22 protein-coding genes and 1 pseudogene are annotated in these 25,364 nt (G+C 68.1%); 16 read left to right on the top strand and 7 right to left on the bottom strand.

All coding sequences use genetic code 11. The features are described from left to right. The first annotated feature begins 17 nt into the window (after nucleotides 1-17). The 5 genes and pseudogenes from Aco04nite_RS30850 to Aco04nite_RS30870 all read left to right on the top strand — a co-directional run bounded on the left by Aco04nite_RS30850 (nucleotide 18) and on the right by Aco04nite_RS30870 (nucleotide 7,077). Nucleotides 18-1,571: a glycosyltransferase family 39 protein gene (locus Aco04nite_RS30850; RefSeq protein WP_213000746.1), complete on the top strand. Its 1,554-nt coding sequence runs from the start codon at nucleotides 18-20 to the stop codon at nucleotides 1,569-1,571. After that, nucleotides 1,568-2,680, top strand: coding sequence for a glycoside hydrolase family 26 protein (locus Aco04nite_RS30855; protein ID WP_213000747.1), 1,113 nt, complete (start codon nucleotides 1,568-1,570; stop codon nucleotides 2,678-2,680). Before Aco04nite_RS30850 ends, Aco04nite_RS30855 begins: the two co-directional genes overlap by 4 nt. After that, nucleotides 2,677-4,098, top strand: a pseudogene (locus Aco04nite_RS30860) (UDP-glucose dehydrogenase family protein); the annotation flags it as partial. The gene Aco04nite_RS30855 and the pseudogene Aco04nite_RS30860, both read left to right, overlap by 4 nt. A gap of 157 nt (nucleotides 4,099-4,255) precedes the next feature. Then, nucleotides 4,256-5,812, top strand: coding sequence for a DUF1800 domain-containing protein (locus Aco04nite_RS30865; protein WP_244876415.1), 1,557 nt, complete (start codon nucleotides 4,256-4,258; stop codon nucleotides 5,810-5,812). 5 nt (nucleotides 5,813-5,817) lie between these two features. Further along, nucleotides 5,818-7,077, top strand: coding sequence for a DUF1501 domain-containing protein (locus tag Aco04nite_RS30870; RefSeq protein ID WP_213000749.1), 1,260 nt, complete (start codon nucleotides 5,818-5,820; stop codon nucleotides 7,075-7,077). A gap of 78 nt (nucleotides 7,078-7,155) precedes the next feature. Here the strand turns inward: Aco04nite_RS30870 and Aco04nite_RS30875 are convergent, their stop codons facing one another. Further along, a complete protein-coding gene (locus Aco04nite_RS30875) occupies nucleotides 7,156-8,046 on the bottom strand; it encodes a glycoside hydrolase family 16 protein (RefSeq protein WP_213000750.1) in 891 nt (296 codons plus the stop codon). Between the two features lie 365 nt (nucleotides 8,047-8,411). Between Aco04nite_RS30875 and Aco04nite_RS30880 the strand changes: the two genes are divergently transcribed. Beyond that, on the top strand, nucleotides 8,412-8,729 hold the full coding sequence (locus tag Aco04nite_RS30880; RefSeq protein ID WP_213000751.1) for a helix-turn-helix domain-containing protein: 318 nt from the start codon (nucleotides 8,412-8,414) through the stop codon (nucleotides 8,727-8,729). A gap of 183 nt (nucleotides 8,730-8,912) precedes the next feature. On the opposite strand, the gene Aco04nite_RS30885 is transcribed toward Aco04nite_RS30880, so the two are convergent. Continuing rightward, on the bottom strand, nucleotides 8,913-9,197 hold the full coding sequence (locus Aco04nite_RS30885; protein WP_213000752.1) for a hypothetical protein: 285 nt from the start codon (nucleotides 9,195-9,197) through the stop codon (nucleotides 8,913-8,915). A 121-nt stretch (nucleotides 9,198-9,318) separates the two neighbouring features. On the opposite strand from Aco04nite_RS30885, the gene Aco04nite_RS30890 reads away from it, so the two are divergent. From Aco04nite_RS30890 to Aco04nite_RS30900, 3 genes are read left to right on the top strand one after another with little or no spacing between them, the layout of a single operon-like run. Next, nucleotides 9,319-9,636 (top strand): hypothetical protein, encoded by a 318-nt coding sequence (locus Aco04nite_RS30890; RefSeq protein WP_213000753.1) that lies wholly within the window; start codon nucleotides 9,319-9,321, stop codon nucleotides 9,634-9,636. A gap of 13 nt (nucleotides 9,637-9,649) precedes the next feature. Then, nucleotides 9,650-10,735, top strand: a complete 1,086-nt coding sequence (locus tag Aco04nite_RS30895) for a WXG100 family type VII secretion target (protein WP_213000754.1) — start codon at nucleotides 9,650-9,652, stop codon at nucleotides 10,733-10,735. A 13-nt stretch (nucleotides 10,736-10,748) separates the two neighbouring features. Further along, the gene (locus tag Aco04nite_RS30900; RefSeq protein ID WP_213000755.1) at nucleotides 10,749-11,081 is read left to right on the top strand and encodes a hypothetical protein; all 333 of its coding nucleotides are present in this window, start codon (nucleotides 10,749-10,751) and stop codon (nucleotides 11,079-11,081) included. A 53-nt stretch (nucleotides 11,082-11,134) separates the two neighbouring features. Here the strand turns inward: Aco04nite_RS30900 and Aco04nite_RS30905 are convergent, their stop codons facing one another. The 4 genes from Aco04nite_RS30905 to Aco04nite_RS30920 all read right to left on the bottom strand — a co-directional run bounded on the left by Aco04nite_RS30905 (nucleotide 11,135) and on the right by Aco04nite_RS30920 (nucleotide 16,183). Continuing rightward, on the bottom strand, nucleotides 11,135-11,857 hold the full coding sequence (locus tag Aco04nite_RS30905) for an L-type lectin-domain containing protein (protein ID WP_213000756.1): 723 nt from the start codon (nucleotides 11,855-11,857) through the stop codon (nucleotides 11,135-11,137). 129 nt (nucleotides 11,858-11,986) lie between these two features. After that, complete coding sequence (locus Aco04nite_RS30910; RefSeq protein WP_213000757.1) at nucleotides 11,987-12,952, bottom strand: NAD-dependent epimerase/dehydratase family protein; 966 nt, start codon at nucleotides 12,950-12,952, stop codon at nucleotides 11,987-11,989. A 9-nt stretch (nucleotides 12,953-12,961) separates the two neighbouring features. After that, on the bottom strand, nucleotides 12,962-14,710 hold the full coding sequence (gene pelF / locus Aco04nite_RS30915; RefSeq protein WP_213000758.1) for a GT4 family glycosyltransferase PelF: 1,749 nt from the start codon (nucleotides 14,708-14,710) through the stop codon (nucleotides 12,962-12,964). A 39-nt stretch (nucleotides 14,711-14,749) separates the two neighbouring features. Beyond that, nucleotides 14,750-16,183: a hypothetical protein gene (locus Aco04nite_RS30920; RefSeq protein ID WP_213000759.1), complete on the bottom strand. Its 1,434-nt coding sequence runs from the start codon at nucleotides 16,181-16,183 to the stop codon at nucleotides 14,750-14,752. 198 nt (nucleotides 16,184-16,381) lie between these two features. Here Aco04nite_RS30920 and Aco04nite_RS30925 point away from each other — a divergent pair, with 198 nt between their 5' ends. Then, nucleotides 16,382-17,467 carry a putative glycoside hydrolase gene (locus Aco04nite_RS30925; RefSeq protein ID WP_244876424.1) on the top strand — a complete coding sequence of 362 codons (1,086 nt, stop codon included), beginning with the start codon at nucleotides 16,382-16,384 and terminating at the stop codon, nucleotides 17,465-17,467. A gap of 74 nt (nucleotides 17,468-17,541) precedes the next feature. After that, the gene (locus tag Aco04nite_RS30930) at nucleotides 17,542-18,948 is read left to right on the top strand and encodes a DUF4832 domain-containing protein (protein ID WP_213000761.1); all 1,407 of its coding nucleotides are present in this window, start codon (nucleotides 17,542-17,544) and stop codon (nucleotides 18,946-18,948) included. On the opposite strand, the gene Aco04nite_RS30935 is transcribed toward Aco04nite_RS30930, so the two are convergent. Continuing rightward, on the bottom strand, nucleotides 18,938-19,273 hold the full coding sequence (locus Aco04nite_RS30935) for a hypothetical protein (protein WP_213000762.1): 336 nt from the start codon (nucleotides 19,271-19,273) through the stop codon (nucleotides 18,938-18,940). The two genes, Aco04nite_RS30930 and Aco04nite_RS30935, sit on opposite strands and share 11 nt — an antisense overlap. A gap of 209 nt (nucleotides 19,274-19,482) precedes the next feature. Between Aco04nite_RS30935 and Aco04nite_RS30940 the strand changes: the two genes are divergently transcribed. The 5 genes from Aco04nite_RS30940 to Aco04nite_RS30960 are packed head-to-tail and all read left to right on the top strand — an operon-like array spanning nucleotide 19,483 to nucleotide 25,276. After that, nucleotides 19,483-20,079, top strand: coding sequence for a glycosyltransferase family protein (locus Aco04nite_RS30940; RefSeq protein ID WP_213000763.1), 597 nt, complete (start codon nucleotides 19,483-19,485; stop codon nucleotides 20,077-20,079). 4 nt (nucleotides 20,080-20,083) lie between these two features. Beyond that, nucleotides 20,084-21,583, top strand: a complete 1,500-nt coding sequence (locus Aco04nite_RS30945; protein ID WP_213000764.1) for a glycosyltransferase family 4 protein — start codon at nucleotides 20,084-20,086, stop codon at nucleotides 21,581-21,583. Beyond that, the gene (locus Aco04nite_RS30950) at nucleotides 21,580-22,290 is read left to right on the top strand and encodes an SGNH/GDSL hydrolase family protein (RefSeq protein WP_213000765.1); all 711 of its coding nucleotides are present in this window, start codon (nucleotides 21,580-21,582) and stop codon (nucleotides 22,288-22,290) included. The genes Aco04nite_RS30945 and Aco04nite_RS30950 overlap by 4 nt, the downstream gene beginning before the upstream one ends. Next, the gene (locus Aco04nite_RS30955) at nucleotides 22,287-23,933 is read left to right on the top strand and encodes an ArnT family glycosyltransferase (protein ID WP_213000766.1); all 1,647 of its coding nucleotides are present in this window, start codon (nucleotides 22,287-22,289) and stop codon (nucleotides 23,931-23,933) included. The genes Aco04nite_RS30950 and Aco04nite_RS30955 overlap by 4 nt, the downstream gene beginning before the upstream one ends. Further along, on the top strand, nucleotides 23,930-25,276 hold the full coding sequence (locus Aco04nite_RS30960; RefSeq protein WP_213000767.1) for an MATE family efflux transporter: 1,347 nt from the start codon (nucleotides 23,930-23,932) through the stop codon (nucleotides 25,274-25,276). The genes Aco04nite_RS30955 and Aco04nite_RS30960 overlap by 4 nt, the downstream gene beginning before the upstream one ends. The last annotated feature ends 88 nt before the right edge of the window (nucleotides 25,277-25,364 follow it).

Below are 25,364 nucleotides of genomic sequence, written 5' to 3' on the forward strand. Positions count from 1 at the left end.
GTACGTAGGAGGAAGTGATGGCAGAAATCCAAGTATTGTCGCCGCCGTTGGACGTGGACGAGCCGCGCAGCGTCGCCGCCGTTCCCATTGACAGCCTGGGCGGCGGCCGGCTGCCCCGCTGGCCGGCCGTGCTCGTCGCGGTGCCGGCAGCGCTGCTGACGCTGGTGATGACACTGCTGGGGATCGGCTCCCGGGCGATGTGGAACGACGAGTACGCGACCTGGTACGCCTCGACGCTCAGCTTCGGCGATCTCGGCCGGCTCCTGCAGCACGTCGACACCGTCGTGGCGCCGTACTACCTGTTCATGCACGGCTGGATCGCGCTGTTCGGCGACTCCGAGCTGTCCCTGCGGCTCCCGTCGGCGCTGTTCATGGCGGCGGCGGCGGCCCTGGTCGCGCTGCTGGGCCGGCGGATGTTCGACACCGGGGCCGGCGTCGTGGCCGGGCTGCTGTTCGCCGGCATCCCCTCGGTCACGCGGTACGGCCAGGAGGCCCGCCCGTACGCCTTCGCGATCACGTTCGCCGTACTGTCCACGCTGCTGATGCTGCGGGCCGTGGACCGGCCGTCCTGGCTGCGGTGGATCGGCTACGGCCTGGTCCTCGTCGGGGCCGCCATGGTGCACATCGTGACCCTGACGATCCTGCTGGCGCACGCCGTCTACATGTGGCGGGTCCTCCGCGCGAAGGACGACTTCCGTCAGCTGCGCTGGATCGTCGGCGTGGTCATCGGGATCACCGGCGGGCTGCCGCTCGCGGCGAAGGGTTCGCAGCAGTCGGGCGCCATCGCGTGGATCAGGGCGGACGGCTCGGCGGTCGCCAACATGCCGGACAAGGTGTTCGGGTCGTGGCAGGTGGCGTCGCTGATGGCCGGCGTCGCGGTGCTCGCCGCCGCGTTCCTGTGGAAACGGCACCGGAGCCTGGTCCTGCTGCTGCTGACCTGGGCGATCGCGCCGCCGGTGTTCTGCTACCTGACCTTCCCGATCCTGCACCTCTTCCTGCACCGCTATCTGCTGTTCACCCTGCCGGCCTGGGCGTTGCTGGCCGGCGCCGCCGGGTACGCCCTGGTCCGCCTCACCCGCGACGGCACCTCGATCGCCCTCTCGCTCAGCGCCCTGACCGTCGTAGCCGGCGTCTTCTACGTCGGGCTGCCCGCCCTGCAGGAAGCCCGCCGCAGTCCCGTACTGGGTGAACCCGACTTCCGTGGTGCCGCAGCAGCAGTCCTGGCCCGGACCCATCCCGGCGACGGCGTCGTCTACACGGGCACCGGGCGCAACGGCCGCCGCGCCTTCGGCTTCGAGGGGCGTGACGCGAAGCTGCCGAAGGACGTTCTGGTGCTGAAGACGTCGCAGCAGCTCGGCGGGTTCGGCGCGCAGGAGTGCACCGAACCGGTCACCTGCGTCGGCACGACCCGGCGGCTGTGGCTGGTCTCCGCCACCGAGTTCTACATGGACCCGATGATCGGCCTGCCCGAAACCACGCAGGCGTTCCTGACCTCGGCCTACACCCTCACCGAATTCAAGAACTTCGAACACGTCCGGGTCTTCGTTCTCAATCGCAAGGATCAACTGTGAAGTACGAACGCGTGACCCGCCGGGTGACCGGGCTCAAGCGGTACTCCGTCCGCATCGTCGCGGCGACCCTGGCGGTCGTGGTGGCCGGGGTCGCGGTGTTCAACGCCGTTACCGCTTTGCCGTACAAGCGTGGTCTGACGGCGGTGGCCCTGCCCTCGTCCGACGCGGTGTTCGGCGCCTACCTGGGTCCTGCAGCCAAGGGTGCGAACGGCCTGCTCGCATGGCAGCAGTTCTCGCTGACGGCGGCGCCCTACGCGCTCGACTTCTCCGCCGGTGACTCGTGGGAGAGCATCACCGGCCCGGAATGGATGCTGAAGCCGTGGCAGCGTTCGGGCCGGCGGCTCATCTATTCGCTGGCGATGTTCCCGCACCAGCCCGCGGACGCGCCGGCGGTGTCCGAGCTGCGGCTGTCGCAGTGCGCGACCGGGGCGTTCGACCTGCGCTGGGTCGAGCTGGGACGCAACCTCATGGGCCGGGGGATGTCCCGCACGATTCTGCGGCCGGGCTGGGAGTTCGACGGCTCGTGGTACCCGTGGGCGGCGCACGGACGCAAGCAGAGCTACGTCAACTGCTTCCGCCGGATCGTCACCGCGATGCGTTCGATCCCGGGCCAGAAGTTCCAGTTCCTGTGGAACCCGGCGGGCGGCGTGAACCAGTTCGCGGCCGAGGAGGCGTACCCGGGGGATGGGTATGTGAATTTTGTCGGGGTCGATGTCTATGACGTGTCGTGGGCGTCGAACACCTATCCCGTGCCGGCGGGGGCCAGCGAGGCCGATCGGCAGGCCCGGTCCGCGACGGTCTGGTCCAACAAGCTGAACGGCAGGAGCGGCCTGCGCTTCTGGGCCGACTTCGCCGCCGCGCACGGCAAGCGGCTCGTCATCCCGGAGTGGGGCCTGTCGAAGCGGCTCGACGGTCGCGGCGGCGGCGACAACCCGGAGTTCGTCGCCAACATGATCCAGTTCATCCAGGACCCGCGTAACGGGGTGGCGTTCGCCCTCTACTTCGACGCGGACTCGGCGCACGGGGACCTGCACCGCCTCTCGTCGCCGACCTCGCCCTTCCCGAAGAGCCGGGACAGGTTCCGCCGAATGATGGAGCGCGTGCTGTGACCATCCCCTATCCGCCGGGACCCGCCATGCCGGCCGTGACCGCGATCGCGCCGCCCTCCGGTGCCGCCCGCCCGCGCCTGACGTTCCTCGGCACCGGATACCTCGGCGCGACGTACGCGATCTGCTTCGCCGAGCTCGGTTACGAGGTGCTGGGACTCGACGTCGACGCGGTCAAGATCGCGACGCTGGCCGGTGGGACCGTCCCGTTCCACGAGCCGGGCCTGGACGAGTTGCTGCGCAAGAACCTCGGCTCCGGGCGGCTGCGGTTCACCACGTCGTACCAGGAGGCCGCGGACTTCGGGGACGTGCATTTCATCTGCGTCGGCACCCCGCAGCGCCACGACGGGCTCGGCGCCGACCTCGGCTACGTCGAAGCCTCGGTGACCGGGCTCGCGCCGTACCTGACCCGGAAGGCCCTGATCGTCGGCAAGTCGACCGTCCCGGTCGGCACCGCGCAGTGGGTCGAGCAGATCGTCCACCGCCATTGCGACCCCGCGCTGGGCGTGGAGGTCGCCTGGTCACCGGAGTTCCTGCAGGAGGGCTACGCGGTCGAGGACGTGCTCCGGCCCAGCCGGGTCGTCGTCGGCGTACGCAGCGACTGGGCCTCGCGGATGGTCTACTCCGCGCACAAGGGCCTCTTCGACCTCGCCGCGTCCGAGGATCGTGAGGTGCCCGTGGTCGTCACCGATCACGCCACCGCCGAGCTGGTCAAGGTCGCCGCGAACGCGTACCTCGCGACGAAGATCAGCTTCATCAACGCGATGGCCGAGGTCTGCGAGGCGGCGGACGCCGACGTCACCCAGCTCTCCCAGGCCATCGGGTACGACCCCCGCATCGGCCACCGTTTCCTGCAGGCGGGCATCGGGTTCGGCGGGGGCTGCCTGCCGAAGGACATCCGGGCGTTCCAGGCCCGCGCGCAGGAGATCGGCGCCGGCGAGGCCCTGCGTTTCCTGCACGAGGTGGACCTGATCAACCAGCGCCGCCGGTCCCGCGTGGTCAACCTGGCCGCCGAGGAGCTGGGCTGCCCCGCCGGTCCGGCCGGTCCCGACTTCGCGGGCGCGCGCATCGCGGTGCTCGGGGCCACGTTCAAGCCGGACTCCGACGACATCCGCGACGCCCCGGCACTCGCCGCAGCGGTCTCGTTGGCGCGGGCCGGCGCGGACGTGCACGTCTACGACCCCGAGGGCATGGCCAATGCGAAAACAGCCCACCCCGAGCTGTCGTACGCGGCATCGCTCGACGAAGCCGTGCAGGACGCCGTCCTCACCTGCGTCCTCACGGAATGGGCCGAGTTCCGCACCGCCGACCCGGTGCGGATCGGAGCCCTCGTGCGGGAACGCCGGGTCATCGACGGCCGGAACTGCCTCGACGGCGGGGCGTGGGCAGCGGCGGGGTGGCGTTACCGGGGCATGGGGCGTACGGCACTGGCACCCGTCCTTCCTCCCGCGGAGAGCCGTCGCCAGCTGATTCCCCGTCCCTGGGTCCCCGACTACGCAATGTGATGATTCGGGTGCACGTGGTTGCGACGGGGTTTTAGCGCCGAAGTGATCCCGGGGTGGTGCCGAACATCGAGGCGTGACGCTCTCACCCGCAACATCCCGGATCACCCGCCGCCGAGTCGTCGGTGGCACCGCCGCCGTCGGTGCCGCCCTCGTCGTACCCGCCGTGGTGTCGTCATCGGCGGCCTCGGCCGCACCGGCGACCGAGCTCGTGCCGGCCGACGCCGACCTGCACCTGCTGCGCCGTGCCACCTACGGGCTGACCGCGGCATCCGTCGCGGAGATCCGCAGGATCGGCCGGTCGGCGTGGCTGGACCGCCAGCTCGACCCGGCCTCGATCCGGGACGATCGCGGCGCGGACATCGCCGCCCGCTTCCCCCTCGCCGGGGCGTCGAACGACACCCTCAAGGCCCGGGTCAAGGCGGGAACCCTCAAGCAGTACGCCTGGGACGCGATGTACCAGACCACGTACGCCGCGACGAGCCGGGCGATCTGGAGCGAGCGCCAGCTGTTCGAGGTGATGGTCGACTTCTGGTCGAACCACCTCAACGTCACCTGCCCGTCGAGCGACGTCTGGGACAGCCGCCCGGACTACGACCGTACGGTGATCCGCGCCTACGCGTTCGGCCGGTTCGCGGACATGCTCAAGGCGAGCGCGCGGCACCCGGCGATGCTGACGTACCTGGACAACCGGTTCTCCACGAAGACGGCACCGAACGAGAACTACGGCCGTGAGCTGCTCGAACTCCACACCGTAGGCCTGGTCTACAACGAGCAGGACGTGAAGAACGCGGCCCGCCTGCTGACCGGGCTCACCGTCGACTGGAACACCGGCAACTACAAGTACGCCGCGACCACCCACGCCACCGGCCCCGTCAGCGTCCTGGGCTTCTCGCACCCCAACGCGACCGCCGCCGACGGCGAACCCGCGTCGCTCCAGTTCCTCGACTACCTCGCCCTGCACCCGGCAACAGCCCGCAGGATCGCCACCAAGCTGTGCGTACGCTTCGTCAGCGACACGCCGCCCGATCCGCTGGTCACCCGGCTCGCGAAGGTCTACCTCGACAACGGCTCGGCGATCGTGCCGGTGCTCCGCGCGCTGTTCACCTCCACGGAGTTCGCCGCTTCCCGGGGCCAGAAGTCGCGCACACCGTACGAGGACCTCGTCGCCTCCGTCCGGGCCCTCGCCCTCGCCCCCGACGCCTCGGGCACCAAGGGCATGGAAGCGCTCTACTACTACGCGAGCAACGCGGGCCAGGGCCCCATGGCCTGGGCCACCCCCGACGGCTACCCCGACGTGGAATCCGCCTGGTCCTCCCCGTCGGGCCTGCTGACCCGCTGGAACGCCCACCTGAACCTCGCCGCCGGCTACTGGCCGACCGAGCTCACCCGCCCGGCCAACCTGTTCACCGAACTCATCGGCCCGCTACCCGCAACGTACGGCGCCCTCGTCGACACCCTGGCCCAGCGCCTCTTCGGCCAGAACCTCTCCACCGCCCACCGCGCGACGGCCACCGCCTACTTCAGCAAGACCCCGGCCGACCCGCTGAAATCCACGGACAGCGCCGTCGGCTGGGCGTTCCCGTACCTCGTCGCATGCCTGCTGAACTCGCCCTACTTCGGAATCCGGTGATGACCATGACCGACGCGTCCTGCTGCACCACCACCACCACCACCACCACCAGCCGCCGCCGCTTTCTGGGCACCGCCGCCGCAGCCGGCGCGCTGATCGGCTTCGGTGCCGACCAGATCTCGACCCAGCTCGCGTACGCCGCCGGCCCGTACTCCGGCGACGTCTTCGTCCTGCTCTCCCTGCGCGGCGGCTTCGACGGACTCTCCGCGATCGTCCCCGCCTTCGACGCCGACTACTACGCCGCCCGCCCCACCATCGCCGTCCCCAGATCCCAGCTCCTCGGCGACGACCCCCGCTTCGGCCTCCACCCGGCCCTCAAGCCGTTGCTGCCCCTCTGGAACGCCGGCACGTTCGGCGCCATCCACGCAGCCGGCCAGCCGACCCCGAACCGCTCCCACTTCGCCGCGATGGAGGAACTGGAACGAGCAGCGCCCGGCACGTCCGTGCGTACGGGCTGGCTGAACCGCGTCCTCGGCGGCCTGGGCGCCACCACCCCGATGAACGGTATGGCCGTGGGCAGCTTCATGCCCGCCCGTGTCATGGCCGGCCCCAGCCCCGAGCTGGACCTGAGCTCGATAGACGGCTTCGCCTTGGCGGGCGAGGCGAAATACCAGCCGATGACCGCCACGATGACCGGCCTCTACGCAGGAGTCCCCGGCATCATGGGCGACACGGCCACCCGCCTGGCCAGCGCCCTCGGCACGATGAAAACGGCCACCGCGGCCCAGCCCGCCTCCTCGACGCAGTACCCGGCGAACCCGCTGGGCAAGGCCCTGCGCGACGTCGCCCGTCTGATCAAATCCGACGTCGGCCTGATGTCAGCCTGCGTCGACTCCGGCGACTGGGACATGCACGAGAACCTGGGCACAGCCGCCCCCGGCAAGAAGATGTACGACAACCTCACCCAGCTGGCCGCCGCCCTGGCCGCCTTCGCCGCCGATCTCGGCCCCGACGCGATGAAGCGCGTAACCCTGATCACGGTCTCCGAATTCGGCCGCCGGGTAGCCGAGAACGGCTCAGCCGGCCTCGACCACGGCTACGGCAACGCCATGCTGATGCTGGGCGGCTCCATCAACGGCGGCCAGGTCCACGGCACCTGGCCCGGCCTCGGCGACCGGTCCCTGGTCGACGGAGACCTGAAGGTCACCACCGACTACCGCGCGGTCATCGCGGAGATCCTGCAGAAGCGCTGCGGCCTCACCAACGTCGGCTCGGTCTTCCCGAACGTCACCCCGACCACCCTGGGGGTCGTCAAGTCCCGCTGATCGCCGTAGAGCACGGGCAGACAACTGGCCGCATCGATTCCGATGCGGCCAGTTGCCGTCCTGCGGTTCAGAAGGTGCCTACTTCGTGTCAGCCATGCGGTAGGCGGTTACCCAGTCGATCTTTACGTGCCCGGATATCTGGAGGATCGACGAAGTCGTAGTGGAATTCGATTCGGTTTGCAGAACCCAATGCATCGGGGTGTCCGGGATTCTGCTGGGGTCGGTCGACCGGCCGACGATCTTGTCGTCCAGCGTGAACTGCACGAGGTTCGGCGTCCACTCGATCTCGGCGGTGTGCCAGCCTTTGAACGCAGTTTTGGTGTTGAACCAGTCCTGCTCCTTGGGGCTGTCACGGAAATGCATGAAGGCCCAGATGTCCGAGTCGAGATCGCCTTCGGGAAAGTCGATCTCTCCCTCTTCCCAAACGTTGCTGTCCGGCCAGAGCAGCCAAGCGATCTTGTATCCGGGCATGGGGTCGGCCCGGAACCGTACGACGTAGCGACCGTAGGGCTGGGGTCCGCCCTCGGGCTCCGGGATCTTGGGAACGGGTGCTGAGACCAGCCGCTGTCCCTGTTCGGACCGCAGGTGGAAGTCCATCACGCCGTTCACGACGCTGACCACCTTGGACGGGAAGTTGATGCCGTTCCCGGTGGTGTCCTTCCAGCCGTCGCCGTACGCTCCCCACTTGTCGGACACCAGGTTCGGGAAGTCGCCGAGCAGCACCGTCGTCCTGAAGTCATCCGCGAACACCTGCTTCCAGCCGGGAACATCCCCGGTGGGCATCGGTTGCCCGGACGGGTCGAAAATCGAGAGAACGTTTCCCAGGGGGTCCTTCGGCTGAACGGCTGCGGCGGCCGGCTGCACACCACCGATCAGGGCCGCCCCGGCGACGAGCCCGACGGCCAAGGCCAGCCGTGCCCAATGATGAGAGCTCGAAGAATCCTCAGCTGGCGTCAATTCGTTGCCCATCTTTCACGTCCTACAGCTACCCGGCGTGTCCCTTATGGGCACGCTTCTATTTATTCGCTGGAGCAATGAGACCTGTTTGCCGGTCGGCTTTATGAGCCGAAACCGCTTCGGTCACGATAAGCCGCACACCGCGCGCTCTATTCGAGGATCCTCGGAAACCTTACGCGAGTATGCGCAACGTGATATGCAACCACTCGGCGGTTCGCCCGGCGTTAGCGTGATAGGTGCGAGAGGCCGGAGCCGGCGACGTCTGCACGCAGAAGTCGTGCGCGGCTGCGTTCTTGTTTTCCCATGGTGTGGCGATCGATGATCGACGTCTGTCGAGACAGGCAGAGCCGATTCCAGCCAGGATGAGAACGAGGCCGATGAGCGTCCCCATCATGCCGGCCGCGCCGCCGGATCCCACCGGTGCCGCGACGCCGGTCGAGTTCGCCGGACGTCTGCGTGCGCTGATGCATACGCGTAAACGATCTTTGGACAGCATCGCCAAACGGAGCCGTGACGCCGGAACACCTATCTCCCGCGCCACGGTCCACAACCTGATCACCGCCGGAGGCACCCCGCGGCAGTCGACCCTGCTCGGATTCCTGCGCGGCTGTGGTGTGCCACCACAGGAGCAGATCCGGTGGCTGATCACATTCCACAAGGTCTACCCGGACGGCCGCGTGAAGGTCCGGACCTAGGCGAATCTGAGTCGAAGATCGGTGCCGATCAGCTGGTCAGGCCTCCTCGTGAGCGGCAAAGGGCGATCGATCCCCGCCCAGGTCTTCCGCGGGCCGTAACGGTCAGGGACCTGACGCCATCTCAGGCGGTTCTCGGTGCGCCGGAGGATCGTGCTGATCACGCATGCTGGCCGGGCCAGGCTGTCAGGCGGTGCCCTGGGCGACGAGTTGCCCGTCTACGTAGGCATACACAAGTTGTGGCCTGAAGCCGGCGAAAAGCTGCTTGCGATGCTTCTCGATGTGAATGTGGTGTTGCTCCTGCAGTCCCACGACGAAGTCGTAGCTCTTCACGAGGGTGACAGAGGCGACTCGGAGCGTCTTGACGACGTTCACGCCGTCGACCTCGATCGACAGGTTCCCCCAAAACTTGTTAAACGTGAACCGCACCTGATGACGCTCATCGGAGCCCACGTCGAAGACCATCTGCATGGCCAACACCGTAGAGCAGCGCGCTGGATAACGACGGGGCAGCAGTCCCCTGCTTGATCCTCTATCCTCCAAGTCTTTACTCGCTTAGGGGGGAGGGCGGGTGTCGTTACGCCACACCTTCATGGCCGATGTACGCAGGCAGCTGGACGCGGACACGGAGAGTCCACCCGTTTGGCGGTTCAGGTTCTTCGGAGCCGGACTCTCGATGATGTTCGGTTTTGTCGGGTTGGTCTCGTTGCTGCCGATGGCGCGAGGCGTCATTTCGTGGGCCGTGGCGCCTGGAAGCCTGCTGCTCGTTGTCGGCGGGTTATACGGCTTCGTGGTGCAGCGCACGCGTGACGACGTCCGGGCATCGCGCCGGGCCGGCGTGCCGGCGGCGCTTTGCACGATCATCGGTTTGCTCGGCGTCTGTGTTGCGCTGGCGCTCACCAGCAGTTGAACGGGGGATAACCATGTCGTTCTCGGTCCAGCCGGAGGCACTGGACGGCTACGCACAGCAGGTCGGACGTGCAGGCGATGACAGCACGGCCATCACCGGCTATCTGAGCGGCTATCCGGTTGACGCCGGGTGGGATGGCGTGCTCATTGAATTGATCGGCAACACGGCGTTCGATTCGATGCAGGGTGCCATCGACACGTCGAGGAAGGTCGCGACGATCCTGGACCAAAGCCGGAGCGGCCTGACAGAGGCTGCGAAGTACTACCGCGAGACCGATACTGCCAGCGCGGCGAAGATTGATGCCTCGCTGCCAGGCCGTTGTGCGAGCAACCCGACCACGCTGGAGCAGCGGTGGGCTGACCAGGTCTGCGGGCCAGGATATGCCGACTCCCGCGACCCTTCGGGGCATTTGGCGGCGGTCGGCGACGTCGAATACAGCCACCCTTTGGCGTTGTTGGACAACCTCAGTGTGTCGAACTGGACGCTGAAGGGGTTCGACTATGTTTTCGGCTTCAACCCCTTGGATAAGGTGTCGGAGTTCTTCGTTGGAGAGTGGCAGTCCGTCGCCCAAGCGGGTAAGGCCCTCGGGCATGCCGGAGAAGCCCATGACGATCTTGCTTACAACGTGCAGGGTGGTGCGATTGCTCTGGGAGGTGCCTGGGAAGGCCTCGCGGCTGACGCCGCCTACCAGCACTTCACAGGTCTCGCGGCCGGGGTCGAGAGCCTTGTTGACCCGTTGAAGAAGATCTCCGCTGAGTTCGACACCATCGCTCAGGGCGTCTACAACACGTCCGAGGCTGTCACTGGGTGGGTCAAGGGCATGGCGGACGCTGCGATGATCGCTGGCATCGCCGTCGCAGCGGGCACGGTCACGGCAGAGACCGGGGTCGGTGCGGTCGTCGGCTATGGGCTCGCCACGATTGAGGTCTGCGAGCTGCTCGATATGTGGGCTCAGGCCACAGCCGCGATGAACAACCTGTACGCAATCGTGCAGGGTGCGCTCGGTGTCATCCAGACCCAGTTGGCATTCCTGCAGCACGCCGACCTGCCGGACCTGTCCGGTTACGGTGCCTACCAGCACCCCGTCGCAGGTAACTGAGGGGCCATCGATCATGCATGACAGCGTGTACGACCTTGCCGGTGATGACCCTCGCCTGGCCAAGGTGCTCCGTGCCAGTCTTCGCAAGCTGGCCGATGGTCCGGATGGTCCCCTCAAAGAGATGGCTGAGGGCGTACTCAACGACCAGATCGACCTGCGCCAAGCGGCCATGTCGCAGGCCTACGGTGACGAGATAGGCGCTGCCTTCAACGAGTTCGCTGGCTACTTCACCAAACTCGACCCTGAGGAACGCGACCGAATCGTCCAGGAGACTCAACATCAGCTTGACGTATTTCTAGATGGGCCGTCCGATTCTCCGGCATCACACGATCAGGTCCGCAGCTGAAACGGCCGCTGCCTGAGTGAGGGCAGCGGCCGTCTTGCGAGGGCTGACGAGCGTCAGGGTTTGAGCTTGACCACCCAGTTGCTGATCTCCTGGACCGAGACGTCCTCGCCGGTGCCTCCGGTGAAGCCGATGAAGGCCTTCTTGTTCCCGAGGGCCTCGGCCAGGTCGATCGTTTTCTGCAGGACCTTGATCTCGGTCGTGCTGCCCGCCGCCTTGAGCCTGACCTTGAGGGTCTTCGTCTCGGCGAGGTAGGTGATCCGGACCCGCAGCGTCTGGCCGAACATCATGATCGGGGATGGGGCCGACATGGGCTGGGCGGCGTCCGAGAGACCGCCGGTGACGATGGCGATGTGGTTGTTGTCCACGTCGAGCGGGTTCTTGAAGGTGTCGAGCTCGACGGCGACGCTGTGGGTCATGCCGCCGTAGCCGAGGCTGCCGCCGTGGCCGCCGTAGGATTTCGGGCCGTCGTTCTGCAGCACCAGGGCCACTCCGTCGGCGTGACCGATCTCGCCCGTCATGGTGACGGTGAAGGCGGTCTCGAAGGAGAGTTTCGGGTTGAGCCTGGATTTGTACCAGGCTGCGCCCGCCTGGCGTTTGGTGTCGCTGGTGAGTCTGATGGTTCTGCCGTCGACGGTGGCGCTGCCGAGCAGATGCAGGTTCGCTGCCTTGGTGATGCTGCCGGAGGGAGCTGCCTGGGCGGCCGCCGCCGGCATCGCGGTGGCGGCCAGGACGGCTGTGGCCGCGGCGGCTGCGCATCTCGCCAAGGTGTTTCGCATTGCTTGGGTCCCTCTCGTACGGTTTTCGGTGGTTGGAACCACCTTGACCTGTGGTGAAGGGTCACGAGAGGCGAACGGGGCTTTTGGTCGGGAGCTTCGTCGTACTCTGCGTCGATCATCCGATTTTTCTCAGGCGGCGTCGGCCGATCGTCCCAGCAGGGCCGGTGCGCGGCCGTCCGCCGAGCGCCACCAGGAGACCGTGCGGCGCAGGGATTCGGTCAGGCCCGTGCGGCGCAGGTCGGGAAAGAGGCTGCGGAGCAGGGTGTCGTCGGCGGAGGAATTGCGGATGTCGCCGGCTCGGACCGGGGCGAATTCGCGGGGCAGGGGGCGTTCGATGATGCCTTCCAGGAGATCGGCGACCTGCAGGAGGCTGGTGCGGCGGCCGAAGGCGACGTTGACCGGGCGGGGGTGGGTGACCCGGCGGGCGACCGCGTCTGCCAGCAGGCTGGCCACCGTGAAGACCGGGATGAAGTCGCGGGTCTGCTCGCCGTCGCCGTAGATCTTCAGGGGCTCGCCGGCCACCGCCGCGGCGACGAAGGCGGGGATGACCGCGGCGTAGGCGTCGCCCGGGTGCTGGCGGGGGCCGAAGACGTTGAAGAAGCGCAGGGCCAGGGTCGGCAGGCCGAAAGCTTCCTGCCAGGTCGTGGCGTACGCCTCCGTGGCCAGTTTGCTCGTGGCGTACGGCGACAACGGCTGCGGCGGCGTGGACTCGGCGTTGACCGACTCCGACTGGTTGCCGTAGACCGCTGCCGAACTGGCGACGACCACGTGGGCGCCCACGGCGCGGGCGGCTTCGAGGACGTTGAGCGTGCCGTTGACGTTCACCTCGTGCGTACGCATCGGCTCTTCGATGGATTGTGGCACCGACGCCACGGCCGCGAGGTGGACGATCGCGTCGACCCCCTCGACCGCCTTCTCGACGGCGTGGACGTCGGTGACGCTGGCTATGTGGATGGTCACCGGCAGGTCGATGATGTTTTCCAGCCGTCCGGTCGACAGGTCGTCAAGGACGGACACCTTGACGCCACGCGATACCAGTTCCGCGCAGAGGTGAGAGCCGATGAAGCCGGCGCCACCTGTGACAAGGACGTTCATGCGTGCTCCTCAGTCGCGGTAGTACTGCTGCGTCGATCGGGTCAGGGGCCGGCTCATGAGCAGGCGCGGGTGCACCTTCGCGACCCCCCGGGTCTGGCCCGGCTCGGCCGGGTCGACGGGGTCGGACGGGATGACGACCACCGGCATCGGCACCTTCTGCTTGGCCGCGGCCGCCGGGTTCTGCTGGGCCCGCGGCTGCTGGAGACGCCGGTAGAGGTGGTGGTAGAGGGCCATGGCCTCGTGCAGCTGGAAGAAGTCCTCGACCCGGCCGCGGGCGTTGCGCGCGAGGCTCTCGTACTGCTCGAAGTCGGTGATGACGGTTTCCAGCGCGTCGGCCATGCCGCCGACGATGTCGACCGGGTCGACCAGGACACCGCACGCTTCCCAGCTGCGGCCGGTGGAGTGCACGAGTTTGTCGCCGATCAGCTGGCGCATGCCGCCGACCTCGGTGCCGACGGTCGGGACGGCGGCGGTCATGGCCTCGAGCACGACCATCGGCTGGCCCTCGTTGTAGCTGGGCAGCACGAGCAGGTCGAAGTCGCCGATGACGGCGGGGACGTTGACCGTGCCGCGGAAGACGAAGTGGTCCTCCAGCCCGTACTCCTCGATCTTGCTGAGGCACTTCTCGAGATAGCCGTCCTGGGCGTGGTCGGTCGGGCCCAGGATGTCGAGGGTCCAGTTCTTGATGCCCCGCTCGACCAGGATCCGGGCCGAGTCGATGAACTCGAACAGGCCCTTGATGGGTACGACCCGGGCGATGTACGCGAACCGCCACACCCGCAGCCCCTCGGCGAGGATGCGTTCCAGAGCCTCGAGCCGCTGCCGGTACGCGTCCTCGAAGTTGCTGATCGTCATGCCGTTCGGGACGATCGAGAACACCGCGTCGTGCTTCGGGGCACCCAGCGCGCGGGCATCGGCGACCGCGTCGGGGTAGAGGTACGTGATGTGCGAGGCGCTCGGATAGCAGAACCGGCCCATCTCGATCCACCAGCACATCCACGCCCGCTGGACCGGCGTGACGTCGAAGGTGCGCCAGTCGTCGCCGGTCAGCTTGAGCGCCATGTTGCGGGCCAGCAGCGTGTTCACCGTGTCCCGGACGTACAGGTTGTGCTCGGTGAGCAGGAACCGGGCGTGGTGCCGGCGGGCCGCGGCGGCGCTGACCAGGGAGGCGTACCCCGTGGTGTGGGCGTGGTAGACGTCGGCCTTGGGGATCTCGTGGGCGAGCAGGGCGTACGAGAGGGAGAAGAACTCACGCATCAGCCAGAACGCGTCCGACAGCGGCATGTCGAGAGCGGGGAACCGCTTCGGCAGTTGCTGCTGGAATTCCTTGGCACCGAGCAGCGCCCAGATCGGGTAACGGCGGGTGCCCGGGTTCATGCCCTCGTCGAACAGCTTCCACATCGGGGCCATGTCGCCCTTGGGGATGGCCGCGAGCGCGTCGAACAGCCGCTTGGTGAGCGTGGCGCGCTCGCGACCGCTCATGTTCAGCACGTCCGGGCTGAGCTCCATGAAGCCGTCCCGGTGCTCCTGCATGCTCAGATATATCGGGTGGACCCACGCGATGTTGTCCGGCATGCCGTACAGGTCCTTGCTCGGCGAGTTCGAGTCCCACGTGATGTGGATGATGCCGAACGTGAGGCTGGAGTTGCTCGTCACGATGTCGTGGACCACGGCTGAGACGCCACCCTTGAGGTACGGGTACGTCGACTCCATGACGATCGCGACATCCACCATGGCTAGGTCAGCGGGATGGGACATCCAACATCCTCGAATCTTCCGTCGAAGCGAAGGGTGGGGTTACCAGGTGAGCGCGCGACGCCAGAACAACGTGTGTTCCGGGGTACGCCAGGCGCGGCGGAACAGCACCAGGGCCACCACCAGGGCAAAGGTGTCGCCGGCCACCAGGACGAGGTAAGCCGTCGCGTCGGGCAGCGAGCTCGCGAACGCGATCGCGCAGACCAGCAGGTGGAACGCGCCGATGGCCCGGCTGGTGCGGCGCTCGCCGACGTACTCGAGCTTGTAGCAGGCGATCGAGATGACCGTGCACAGCCAGCAGGCGGCCGTGATCCCGCCGATGAGCGCCGCGTATCTCGGCGTCGTCGACCACAGCAGGATCGCGGTCAGCCCGACCAGGATGGCGCCCACGAACGCGGAGTCCTGAATGGACCGGGCAGCGGTGCTGTACACCGCTTTCGAGTGCGAGCCCAGCCTGTTCATGGGCTCCGAGGACATCGCCGAGTGCAGGTTCTTCACGGACGCGTCGAACTCCGGCGTACGGCAGATGAAATAGAAGTTGTACGCGATGACCGCCGGCAGCGACGCGAGGAACAGCGTGACGACCGGGAAGTCACCGCCGGTGGCGTAGAAGTAGAAGACCTTGTCGCCCCACATGACGGCGCCGAGCAGCAGGCCCTGCAGGATGTCGCCGCTGACCGTGCGGTTGTTCAACCAGGTCGGCCGCACCTTCAGGTACCGCCACAGCGGGATGACCTGGGTGACCAGGCCGACGAGCGGCGGCAGCCACCACCAGGTCGGCGCGATCAGCACCGCCACGGCGTACGCGGACCAGCCGATCACCCAGTCCGACCGCGACCGGGTCACGTTGGCCAGCACCAGCGACTGGGCGAACAGCACGTCCAGCAGGAGCAGCCCGATGAACGTGAGGATCGCCTCCGGCGACCAGTGCAGCAGGAAGGCCAGCGGTACGGCAGAGATGATCACCGCCGGGATGGCCTGGACGATCGTGCCCGGGATCGCCGCGACGAAGCCGCGCCGCAGGGCCGGCAGGTTCCCGTCGTGCGAGAGGTCGCCGATGGCCCGGTAGAGCGGCATGCAGACGCCCTGCAGCAGCCAGGGCAGCACCAGCGCGACCGCGAGCAGGAACTCGGTCAGCGGGATGCCGCCGACGTCGTACCCGGCCATCCGTCCCGCGGCCGTCGGGTACACCGCGGTCAGCGTGACGACCGGCCACAGGTGCAGCAGCAGGCTGGCACCGCGTCCGCCCGCGAGACCCAGACCGGATCTGGAGAGCCGGCTGCGCCGCAGGACCAGTGCGGCCACCATGAACACGGCTATGCCGACAGCGGTGTACTGGACCGTGCTGTTGCGCACGATCGCGTCCAGCAGGGCCGGACGGGCGCTGCTCCAGGGCAGAGCGGCGGCGGCGCCGACCAGTGATAGCGCCAGCACGGCGCCGGCGACGTGACGTATCTGAATTCCCGAAGATCTCATAAAACCTCCCGTGGGGGAACGCGGCCACGCTCTATGGGAAACGATGGTCTTGGAAACCCCGGGCGAATCCCCCCGGGCGGGTGAAACAAACGGATGAAACTCCCGGCTCAATGGATGACCCGTCGTTTCCCGCTGCGCCGGGCCCGGGTTGGTCACATGATGTCCGCCCGGCAAATGAATATTGGAGAGACGTTCGTGATGCAACGGCGCTTCGGCGCGTGGATTCGCTACGGAGATCCACTGCTGCCCGGTCAGGTCGAATTCGCCATCCAGCACTACGCAACAGCCATCCTGCAGCCCTGGGAACATGAGGCCGCGGCCGCGCTGAAGCGCGCCCGGCCGGACATGACGGTGCTCGTCTACAAGTGCCTGTCGTCCACGCGTAGTTACGAGCCCGGCCCGTACTTCACGTCGGGCTGGAGTTACCCCGAGGCGATCGCGGTCGGGGAACACCTATTCGCGCACCGCGCCGACGGTTTCTCCCGAATTGAATGGAAGAACTATCCGCGGCATTGGCAGATGGCGGTGTGGGAGCCCGAATACCGCGAACGTTGGATCATGAATGTGGTCGACGAACTGCGCGGCAGTGTGTGGGACGGCGTGATGGCCGACAATGACGTGTACGACGACTATTACGCGCTGGAATTCCCGCTGGCCGGTGGCAAGGAGCTCGAGGACGTACGCGGCGCCCTCGACACCCTGGTCGTCGACGCGGGCCGGGCGCTGAACGGCATCGGCAAGATCCTGGTGCCGAACATCGCCGAGTCACGGCGCGAGCCCGGCCGCTGGCAGCGCCACGCCGCGCACGGTGGCGGGTACGAGGAGGTATGGCTGGCGTGGGAGCCGGACCAGCACCTCGACACGGCGGACGTGCTCGCGCAGATGGACTGCCTGCAGGGCCCGGGCATCTGCATCGTGCGGATCGCCACGGACGGGACGGACGACCACCCCAACGTCCTGTACGGCCTCGCCGCGTTCTGGGTCTTCGGAGCCGGACGCAACGGGACGAGCTTCACCGCCACCGGGCACGACCAGTACAGCGGGACGCCGACCATCGGTGCGCTGGACTGGGATCTGGGTGACCCGCTCACGGGCATCGAACAGCATGATCACGTCCGGTACCGCGAATTCACCTTCGGCTGGGCCGCGACCCACATCGGGCCGGTCAACGGGCCCTCGGTGACGGTGGACGTCCCCGCCGGTCTCGTCGACGAGACCGGGCATCCCGCGCCCGCTGTCATCACGCTCGCCCCGCGCCGCGGCGTGCTCCTTCGCCGCGCATAGGCCGGGCCTGAATTTACAGGTTGGCGATTCAAAACATGCCTTCGACAGTGCCGGTTTCCGCTTACGTTGATTTTATGCGCGCACACCGATTTCTGGGGACCGTAGCCGCCGTCGTGACCGCGCTGACCTGCGCGGTTGCCTTACCGGCCGCGCCGGCCCTGGCGGCGAGCGACGAGACGGTGAACAATTTTCTCGTCACCACCACCGACATCCCCAACCCCGGCCGGGGATTCTTCAAGTACACCGAGACCCATCTGACCGGCGACCCGGCGAAATACGATCCGCTCGATGCGGACAAGCTCGCGGACCAGCGGGTCCGCACTGGCGCGACGCTGATCCTGCGGTATTTCTATCTCGACGGATACCGCGCCAAGGAGACCATCTCGTCGCGCGATCTCGGGCTGATCCGCAGCGACCTGGTCGCCGCCCGGCAGGCCGGGGTGAAGATCATCGCTCGGTTCGCCTACAGCGAGTCGTCCAGCGCGGATGCCCCGCTGGCCCTGGTGCAGAGCCACATCCGGCAGCTGGCGCCGATACTGAACGAGAACAAGGCCGTCATCGCAGCACTCCAGGCGGGCTTCGTCGGCCGCTGGGGTGAGTGGTACTACTCGGACAACTTCCTGACCGACAAGTCGAAGCCCGCGACACCCAGCGCCGCGGACTGGCAGGCCAGGGGCGCTGTCCTGAATACGTTGCTCGATGCCACGAACGCAGCGATCCCGGTTCAGGTGCGGTATCCGTCCATCAAGCAGAAGCTGCTGCCCGACTCGAACACCCCGCAGGCGAAGCGGGTGGGCATCCACAACGACTGCTTCCTGGCCGGCACCGAGGATTACGGCACCTACAAGACCAGCGCTGACCGGGACTGGCTCGCGGCTCAGGGCAACTCGGTGCTGATCGGTGGGGAGACCTGTGTGGTGAACGTTCCCCGCACCCAGTGGCCGAACGCCGCGGCGGAGTTGTCGCGGTACCACTTCACGTATCTCAACGCCGACTACCACAAGGACGTCCTGAACTCCTGGGGCGCATCCGGGCTGGCGGAGGCCAACCGCCGCCTCGGCTACCGGCTCCGGCTGGTCCAGACAACCGCGCCGGCCAAGCTCCGCACCGGAGCCACCGGTACGGTCAAGATCAAGCTGATCAACGACGGGTACGCCGCCCCGATCGGCAACCGCCCGGTCCAGCTCGTGCTCAAGGGCAACGGCGGGCGGATCAAGATCGCCATCCCGGCGGACGTCACCACGTGGACGCCGGGCCGGATGATCGAACTGGTGGCGACGTTCACCGCGCCGTCCGGCGTCGCGGACTACGACCTCTACCTGAACCTGCCCGATCCGGCGAAGGTGCTGGGCGGGGAGCTTCCCCTGGTCAACGGCGATGCGATCAATTCGGCGTACGCCATCCGGGTCGCCAACGACGGCACCTGGAACGCCAAACACGGCTGGAACGACCTCAAGAGCACGATCGGCGTCACGAAGTGAAGTCCTGGTCCTGCACCTTGGCCCGCGCGAGCCGGTCCGGACCCAGCTGGTAGGTAGGCAGGTTCAGCAGGTCCGGTGGCAGATGATGCCGGCCGCTGTCGGTCAGCTCGTCCCACGTGTTCGTCTCCGCCAGGCCGTCGAGCCACCGGCGGTGGACGTCCTCGAGGTCGACGTCCGACAGCGGCACCGGCGCGCTCACCCCGGCGGGAGCGGCCAGCGGGGCGGGCGACCGGCGGCCCCGCCAGAGCACGGTCAGGATCGCCACGGCGGTGAGCCCGAAGACCGACCAGAGCGTGACCAGGATGGTGGTGAGGGTGAAGTCCACACATCGACCGTATGCGGGACAACGCGCTGTGGCACTGCGCAGCTAACCGCTACGGGGTCAGTGGCTCGGTCAGGTTTTCACAGCCGTTTCTCGCAAATTATGGCGCACACTTCCCGGCTACGCCGCCCGGTTCCGCGATAACAACCGGTCAGGTGGTTCCCTCCGGGTTTCCCGGGCCCCACCGCCCCCTCCTGCCGCAATGTTGAGGCATGCGACAGCCTCTTGTTGAGCAGAGATCCCAGCTCAGAGCGCTGACGGTCGACCTGGAACTGATCCTGGCGGTCTGCAACGGCGAGGACGCGATCCGCGAGCAGCTGGCCGCCGCGACGACGTGGCTGCTGGCGCTCGGCGTGGCCGCCGGGGTGGCGGTCGTCGACCGGGGGTCCAGCGACCGGACCATCGAGGCCGTTGACGAGTTCGCGGTCCGGACGCTGGTGCCGGTGCGGATCCTCGGCTGCTCGGCGTCCGGCTGGGGGGCCGCCGCGCTACGTGGAGTTCGTACCAGCCGGGCCCGGTTCGTGGTCTTCACCGAGACGCCGGATCTCGCCGGCCGGATCCGGGAGCTCGACCACGCGGTCCGGGTGCTCGACGGTGGTCAGCACATCGTGTGTCTCGGGCCTGCCGGCCGACGGCTCACAGTGCTCCAGCGGGCCGTCGCGGAACTGCTCTTCAGCGACGAGCTGCCCGACGACGCGGGTTTCGTGCCCCGGCTGCGTGACATTCCGCGGCACGCCGGGATCAGGATGGCCGCGCACGGCAGCAGCCGGGCCACCGCCGTGGACGCCACGCTGGTCAGGTCGCGGTAACTTCGTGAAACGTCGATATCGGGGTACGCCCGGAGAGCACGTCGTCTGGCTCAACTTCAAGGACGGGAGCCATCCGTACGGCGGCGGCGCCGAGGAGTACATGCACCAGGTGACCGCCCGGATGGTCGACGCCGGTCAGCGCGTCACCATCGTCACGTCCCGTCCGCGCGGGGCGGCTCGGCGCACCCACGTCCGAGGGGCGGCCGTGCGGCGGATGGGCAACGCGTACACCGTCTATCCGCTGGCGCTGCTGTGGTTGCTGCGGAACCGCCGGGCCATCGACGCCATTGTGGACGCCTGCAACGGCATTCCGTTCTTCTCGCCGCTGGCGGTCGGCCGGCGGGTCCCCGTCGTCGTGCTCATCCATCACGTGCACCAGGCAATGTTCCATCAGCATTTCCGGTTTCCGGTGGCGCAGATCGGGCGGTGGATCGAGCGGGTCGGTAACCGGGTCGTCTATGGCGTACGCACGATTGCGGTTGTCTCGCCGTCCTCGCGTACCGAGGTGCGCAAGGTCCTGGGTCTGATCGGTCCTGTGCATGTCGCCGCCAACGGCCAGGAACCGCTGCTCGTGCCCGGTGCCACCCGCAGCGAGGTGCCCCGGATCGTCTGTGTCGGCCGGCTTGCGCCGCACAAACGCTGGGACCTGCTGCTGCGTGCCCTGCCCCGGATCGCCGAGCTGATCCCCGACGTCGAGCTGCACCTGGTCGGTGACGGCCCGTGCCGCGCGGAGCTGACCGCACTGATCGCCGAGCTCGGCATCGGGGACCGCGTCACCCTGCACGGACGTCTCGAGAACAGCCATCGCAACCGGCTGCTCGCCGCGGGCTGGCTGACCGTCTGCACGTCGGAGGTCGAGGGCTGGGGGCTGGCGGTGACCGAGGCGATGAGCCTGGGCGTACCCGCGGTGGTACTCGCCTCTCCCGGCCTGCGCGACTGCGTACGTAACCAGCTCACCGGCTGGGTCGTCGCCCGGCCGCAGCACCTCGCCGGGCAGATCACGTCCGCGCTGATCGAGCTGGAGGACACGGCGGTCGCGGCGCTCTGGGCCCGCCGGTGCCGGGCCTGGGCCGGCCGCTTCACCTGGGACGCCACCACCGACCGGCTGATCGGGCTGCTCGCCGGGGAGGACGCCCGGCGCGCGAACCCGGACCAGCGCGAGATCTGCGACCTCTCCACGGTGGTCGACCTGCCCGTCCACCTCGCCGCCCGGATCGACTACACCCGGCTCAGCGACGTCGACCAGGTCGACTGGGACCTGCCGGACCCCGCCGACGCCGGATCCATGCGGGTACGCCTGCTGCTAGCCGGATACGACGAGTGCGACGCGACCGCGCTGCTGCAACGCGCCGGCGTCGACACCGAACCGCCGACCACCTGGATCTGGGTGGCGCGCCCAGCTGACCTGCTCGGCTGGAAACGCGTCGCGGGGCAGCGCGCCGCCGATCTGCGCACCTACTTCAAGCACCAGGCCGGGGTCGGCACGGGGATGGGGAGAGTATGAGACTGGCCGTCCTGGGCGACAGTCACGCGGCGGGGCTCGGTGTCTACGGGCGGTCGTATGCCGTACGTCTCGCCGACCGCCTCGGTGCCGACCTGCTGCCGCTGGCCCGCACCACGCAGACCGTCGACGAGATCGGCGGCGACGAGCTGCTGCGGTTGCGTGCCTTCGCGCCTACCGCGGTGATCGTCGCGTTCGGGGCCGCCGAGGGTTTCGTGCATCCGAGCCGGGTGCTGCAGCGGCTGCTCGACCGGTTCGCGCCGCGGAGCTGGCACGGGCTCGAGCCGCGGCCGTACTACTCGCGCAAGCGGGCACGCCGGTGGCGTCAGCGGGTGGTGTCCGGCGCGAAGGTGCTGGTCAAGCGGGCGCTCATCGTTATGGGTGGTGGGTTCCAGCGGTTGCCGTCGCCGGAGTTCGAGGATCATCTGCTGGCGTTGCTGGCTTCGCTCGAGCCGGGCGTACCCAAGATCCTCGTGGGGTTGTGGCGGGTCGATGATCGGGCGTTCCCTCGGTCCAACGCCCGGTTGCGCGACAACGACGAGATCCTGCGCACGATCGCCTCGGGCCGGGCCGACGTCATCCATGTGCCCACGTGGGATGCGGTGGGGGCGGGGGATTTTCTGGAGGACGGCGCTCATCTGAACGATCGGGGGCATGACCGGGTTGCGGGGCTCATCCTGCGTCAGCTCGAGCTGGTGGAGACGTCATGACGCTGGTGCTGGCGCGGCCACGCGTTGCGGCTTCCAGACGCGACAGAACGCCCATGGTCTTCGCGCTCGGGCTCGTGGTCGCTGCCGCCGCGTACCTGATCAATCTGCGGGGCGGGCTCGACTTCGACCTCGACGAGGTCATGTACACGATCGCCGGGCAGAACGTCGCCACCGCCGACTCGGTCTCGTGGACCAGCGAACCCACCGCCGTGCACCCGCCGCTGCATTTCCTGCTGCTCGGTGGGTGGTTGCTGCTCACCGGCACGGAACACAGCAGCATCACCGAGGCGCTCTACACCGCGCGGTACCTCGGGGCGCTGTTCAGCGTGCTGACCGTCGCTCTGGTCGGGCTCATGGCCAGGCGCTACACGCGTAACGCGTGGCTGGTCGGGGCGGCGATGCTGCTCGCCACGTTCGACGGGTTCCTGCTGCGCTTCGGGCGTACCGGGATGATCGAACCGACCGCGGCCTTCGCCGGGCTGCTGGTCGTCTATCTCGCGGTGCGGCTGCGGGACGCGGGCAGCCCCGCCTACATCGGTGTCGTGGGCCTCGCCTCCGGGATCGCGTTGCTGGTCAAGGAGCCGCTGCTGTTCACGGTCGGGGTGCCGCTGCTCGCCGCGGTCCTCGAACGGGACTGGGTGTTCTTCCGCCGCGCGACCGCCGCCGCCCTCGCCGGCGGACTGATCTGGGCCACGTTCCCGGTATGGGCGACACTGAACGGCGCCGCCGGCTGGTGGTGGTCCGAGCACGACACCAGCCTCAGCCGGCTCGCCGGATTCCTGCAGGTCAGCGGGCTCAACCGGACCGGTGTGTCCGCCACCGGGGTCTTCGGGGACACGTTCCGGACGTACGCCGGCGGCTATCTCATCTTCGCGACCGGTGCCGTGGGCCTGCTCGTCCTCGTGTGGCGCGGCGGCCTGTTCCACAAGCGACGGCTGAACTCCCGGGATGCCTCGCTGGTCGCGTTCGGGGCGCTCAGTTACGGGTTCCTCGCGTACTGCGTCCTGGTCGGTCAGGCGAACGAGCAGCTCTCGGTCTACTCGGTGACCGCCTCGGTCCTGCTCACCGTCCTGGCCCGGGGTCCCGCGCCCCGCCTGACGATCGTGGTCGTCGCGTTGGCAGGCATTGTGTTGTGGGTCCTGAACGTCGTCTTCGTTCATGACGACGGCACCTCGCGGATGGGCGCCTACCTGACCCGGACCATGTCCTGCGCACCGGTCAACGTCACCGGGAACGCCCTGCGCTGGGCGCCGGCGCTGCCCCGGAACCACGTCGAGTCGTTCACCGACGGCGGTTTGGCGTTGCGGTCCGGCATCCGGCTCTTCCTGCTCTCCCCGAAAGACAGCAGGATGAGGTACGGCGTGAGCTCCCCGACGCTCGACGGTTTCGTCCGCGCCTACGGGACGCTCGTCCAGTCGTACCCGAGCCGCCGCTACGAACGCATCGAACTCTGGACGCTGCCCACCGCGACCCCGGCCTTCCGCGAATGCGGCAACACCCGCCCGGCCGCCTCACCCCACGCGTCAGCACGCCTCTTCCTGACGATCGCCGGCGGCACGATGGGTGTCATCGCCCTCTCCATGTACGCATGGCACGTGACGATCCGTCGCCGGGAGTGGGCCCGCCATTGGGCCAAACGATGACCACACTGGCCGAAGCCCCACCCGTCCGCACCGGCGCGGGCTGGCTGATGCTCGCCACCACCGCCTCCGGCCTGGTCAACTACGCGTACGCCCTGCTCCTCACGCGCGGCCTGACCCCGGCCGAATACGCGGCCTTCGCCGGCGGCCAGGCCCTCCTTCTCGTCCGAGCGACCATCTCGGCGGCCGGCATCCCGTGGATCCTCGCCCGCGAGCTCGCCCAGCCCGGAACCGACCGTTTTCTGGTGACGACGTTCGCGTTCTGGGCCAACCTCGCCCTCGGCGGCATCCTGACCGTGGTCATCGGCGGTCTCGTCCTCACCTTCGCAGGGTTCCGGGAAGCCGTGGTGGTCGCCCTCGCCTCACTGGTCATGTCGGTGGGCTCGACCAGCATGGGCTTCCTGCAGGGCACCGCCCGCATGTCCCGGATGGCCGCCCTCTTCGCCCTCGAGGCCGTGACCAAGGTGGCGGTCGGCACGGCCCTCGTCTTCGTCGCGCACCTCGGTTCGGCCGGAGCACTTGCGGGTTTCGTCGCGGGCAGCCTGGTCCTGCTCACCCCGCTGCCGCTCTACCGCCACCTCGTCGGGCGCCCGGCAGTGGCCCATACCTCGTTCCTGCGCGGCGCCCTGCGCCAGACCCGCCTGCAAGGAGCCGTCGCTGTCATCGCGGCGACCGACACCGTGCTCGCCGCTGTGCTCGGCGCTCCCGCTTACCAGGCGGCATCAGCTCTGGGCCGGGTCCCGTTGTTCGCCTCCAACGCGGTGGCGACGGCGGCATTTCCGTTGCTCGGGTCGCCGTTGTCGAAGGCTGCCGCGCTCCGGTCGTACTTATTGGTGGGGCTTTTTCTGACCGGCGCGATGATCACCTTGCCGGCGGCATTACGCTCGGCGCTCTTCCCGGCGACGTTCGCCGCGATCGGTGAATGGCTGCCGTATGCCGCGATCCTCGGCCTGGCGATCGGGCTGCTCAACCTCTGCGTCAGTTTCCTGCAGGCCGGCACCGGCTCATCCGCGCCGGTGGTCATTCTCGCGGCGGCCTGTCTGGGACTGGTCGCGCTGAGCGGTGCGGCCTTCGGCGTGGCCGGGCTCGCATGGGGGTCGGCCTTGTTCATGCTGCTCGCGGTCGCAGCTCTGGCATTCCATTCGTCTGTACGCCCAGGGTGGCGTGCTCTGCTCGGTTGCCGCCGGAACCTTCGCGACCTGAGCGGCGTCCTGGCCCTGATGTGCCTCCTGGGCCTGGCGACCAACCCGGCCCTCTGGCTCGCCGTCGTTGCCATCGGCGGCCTGGCAGTGCTGGCCCTCGCCTTCCCCGAATTCGCACCGCGCCGGGGTTTCGCTCAACGCTGATTCTGCGGGACCACCCGGCTCTCACCATTGATTATCGTCATTTGGGTGGACCTTGCCTACCGCGTAGCGGGCGACCCGACAAACCCTC

The sequence above is a fragment of the Winogradskya consettensis genome, assembly GCF_018332715.1.
GTDB lineage: Bacteria > Actinomycetota > Actinomycetes > Mycobacteriales > Micromonosporaceae > Actinoplanes > Actinoplanes consettensis.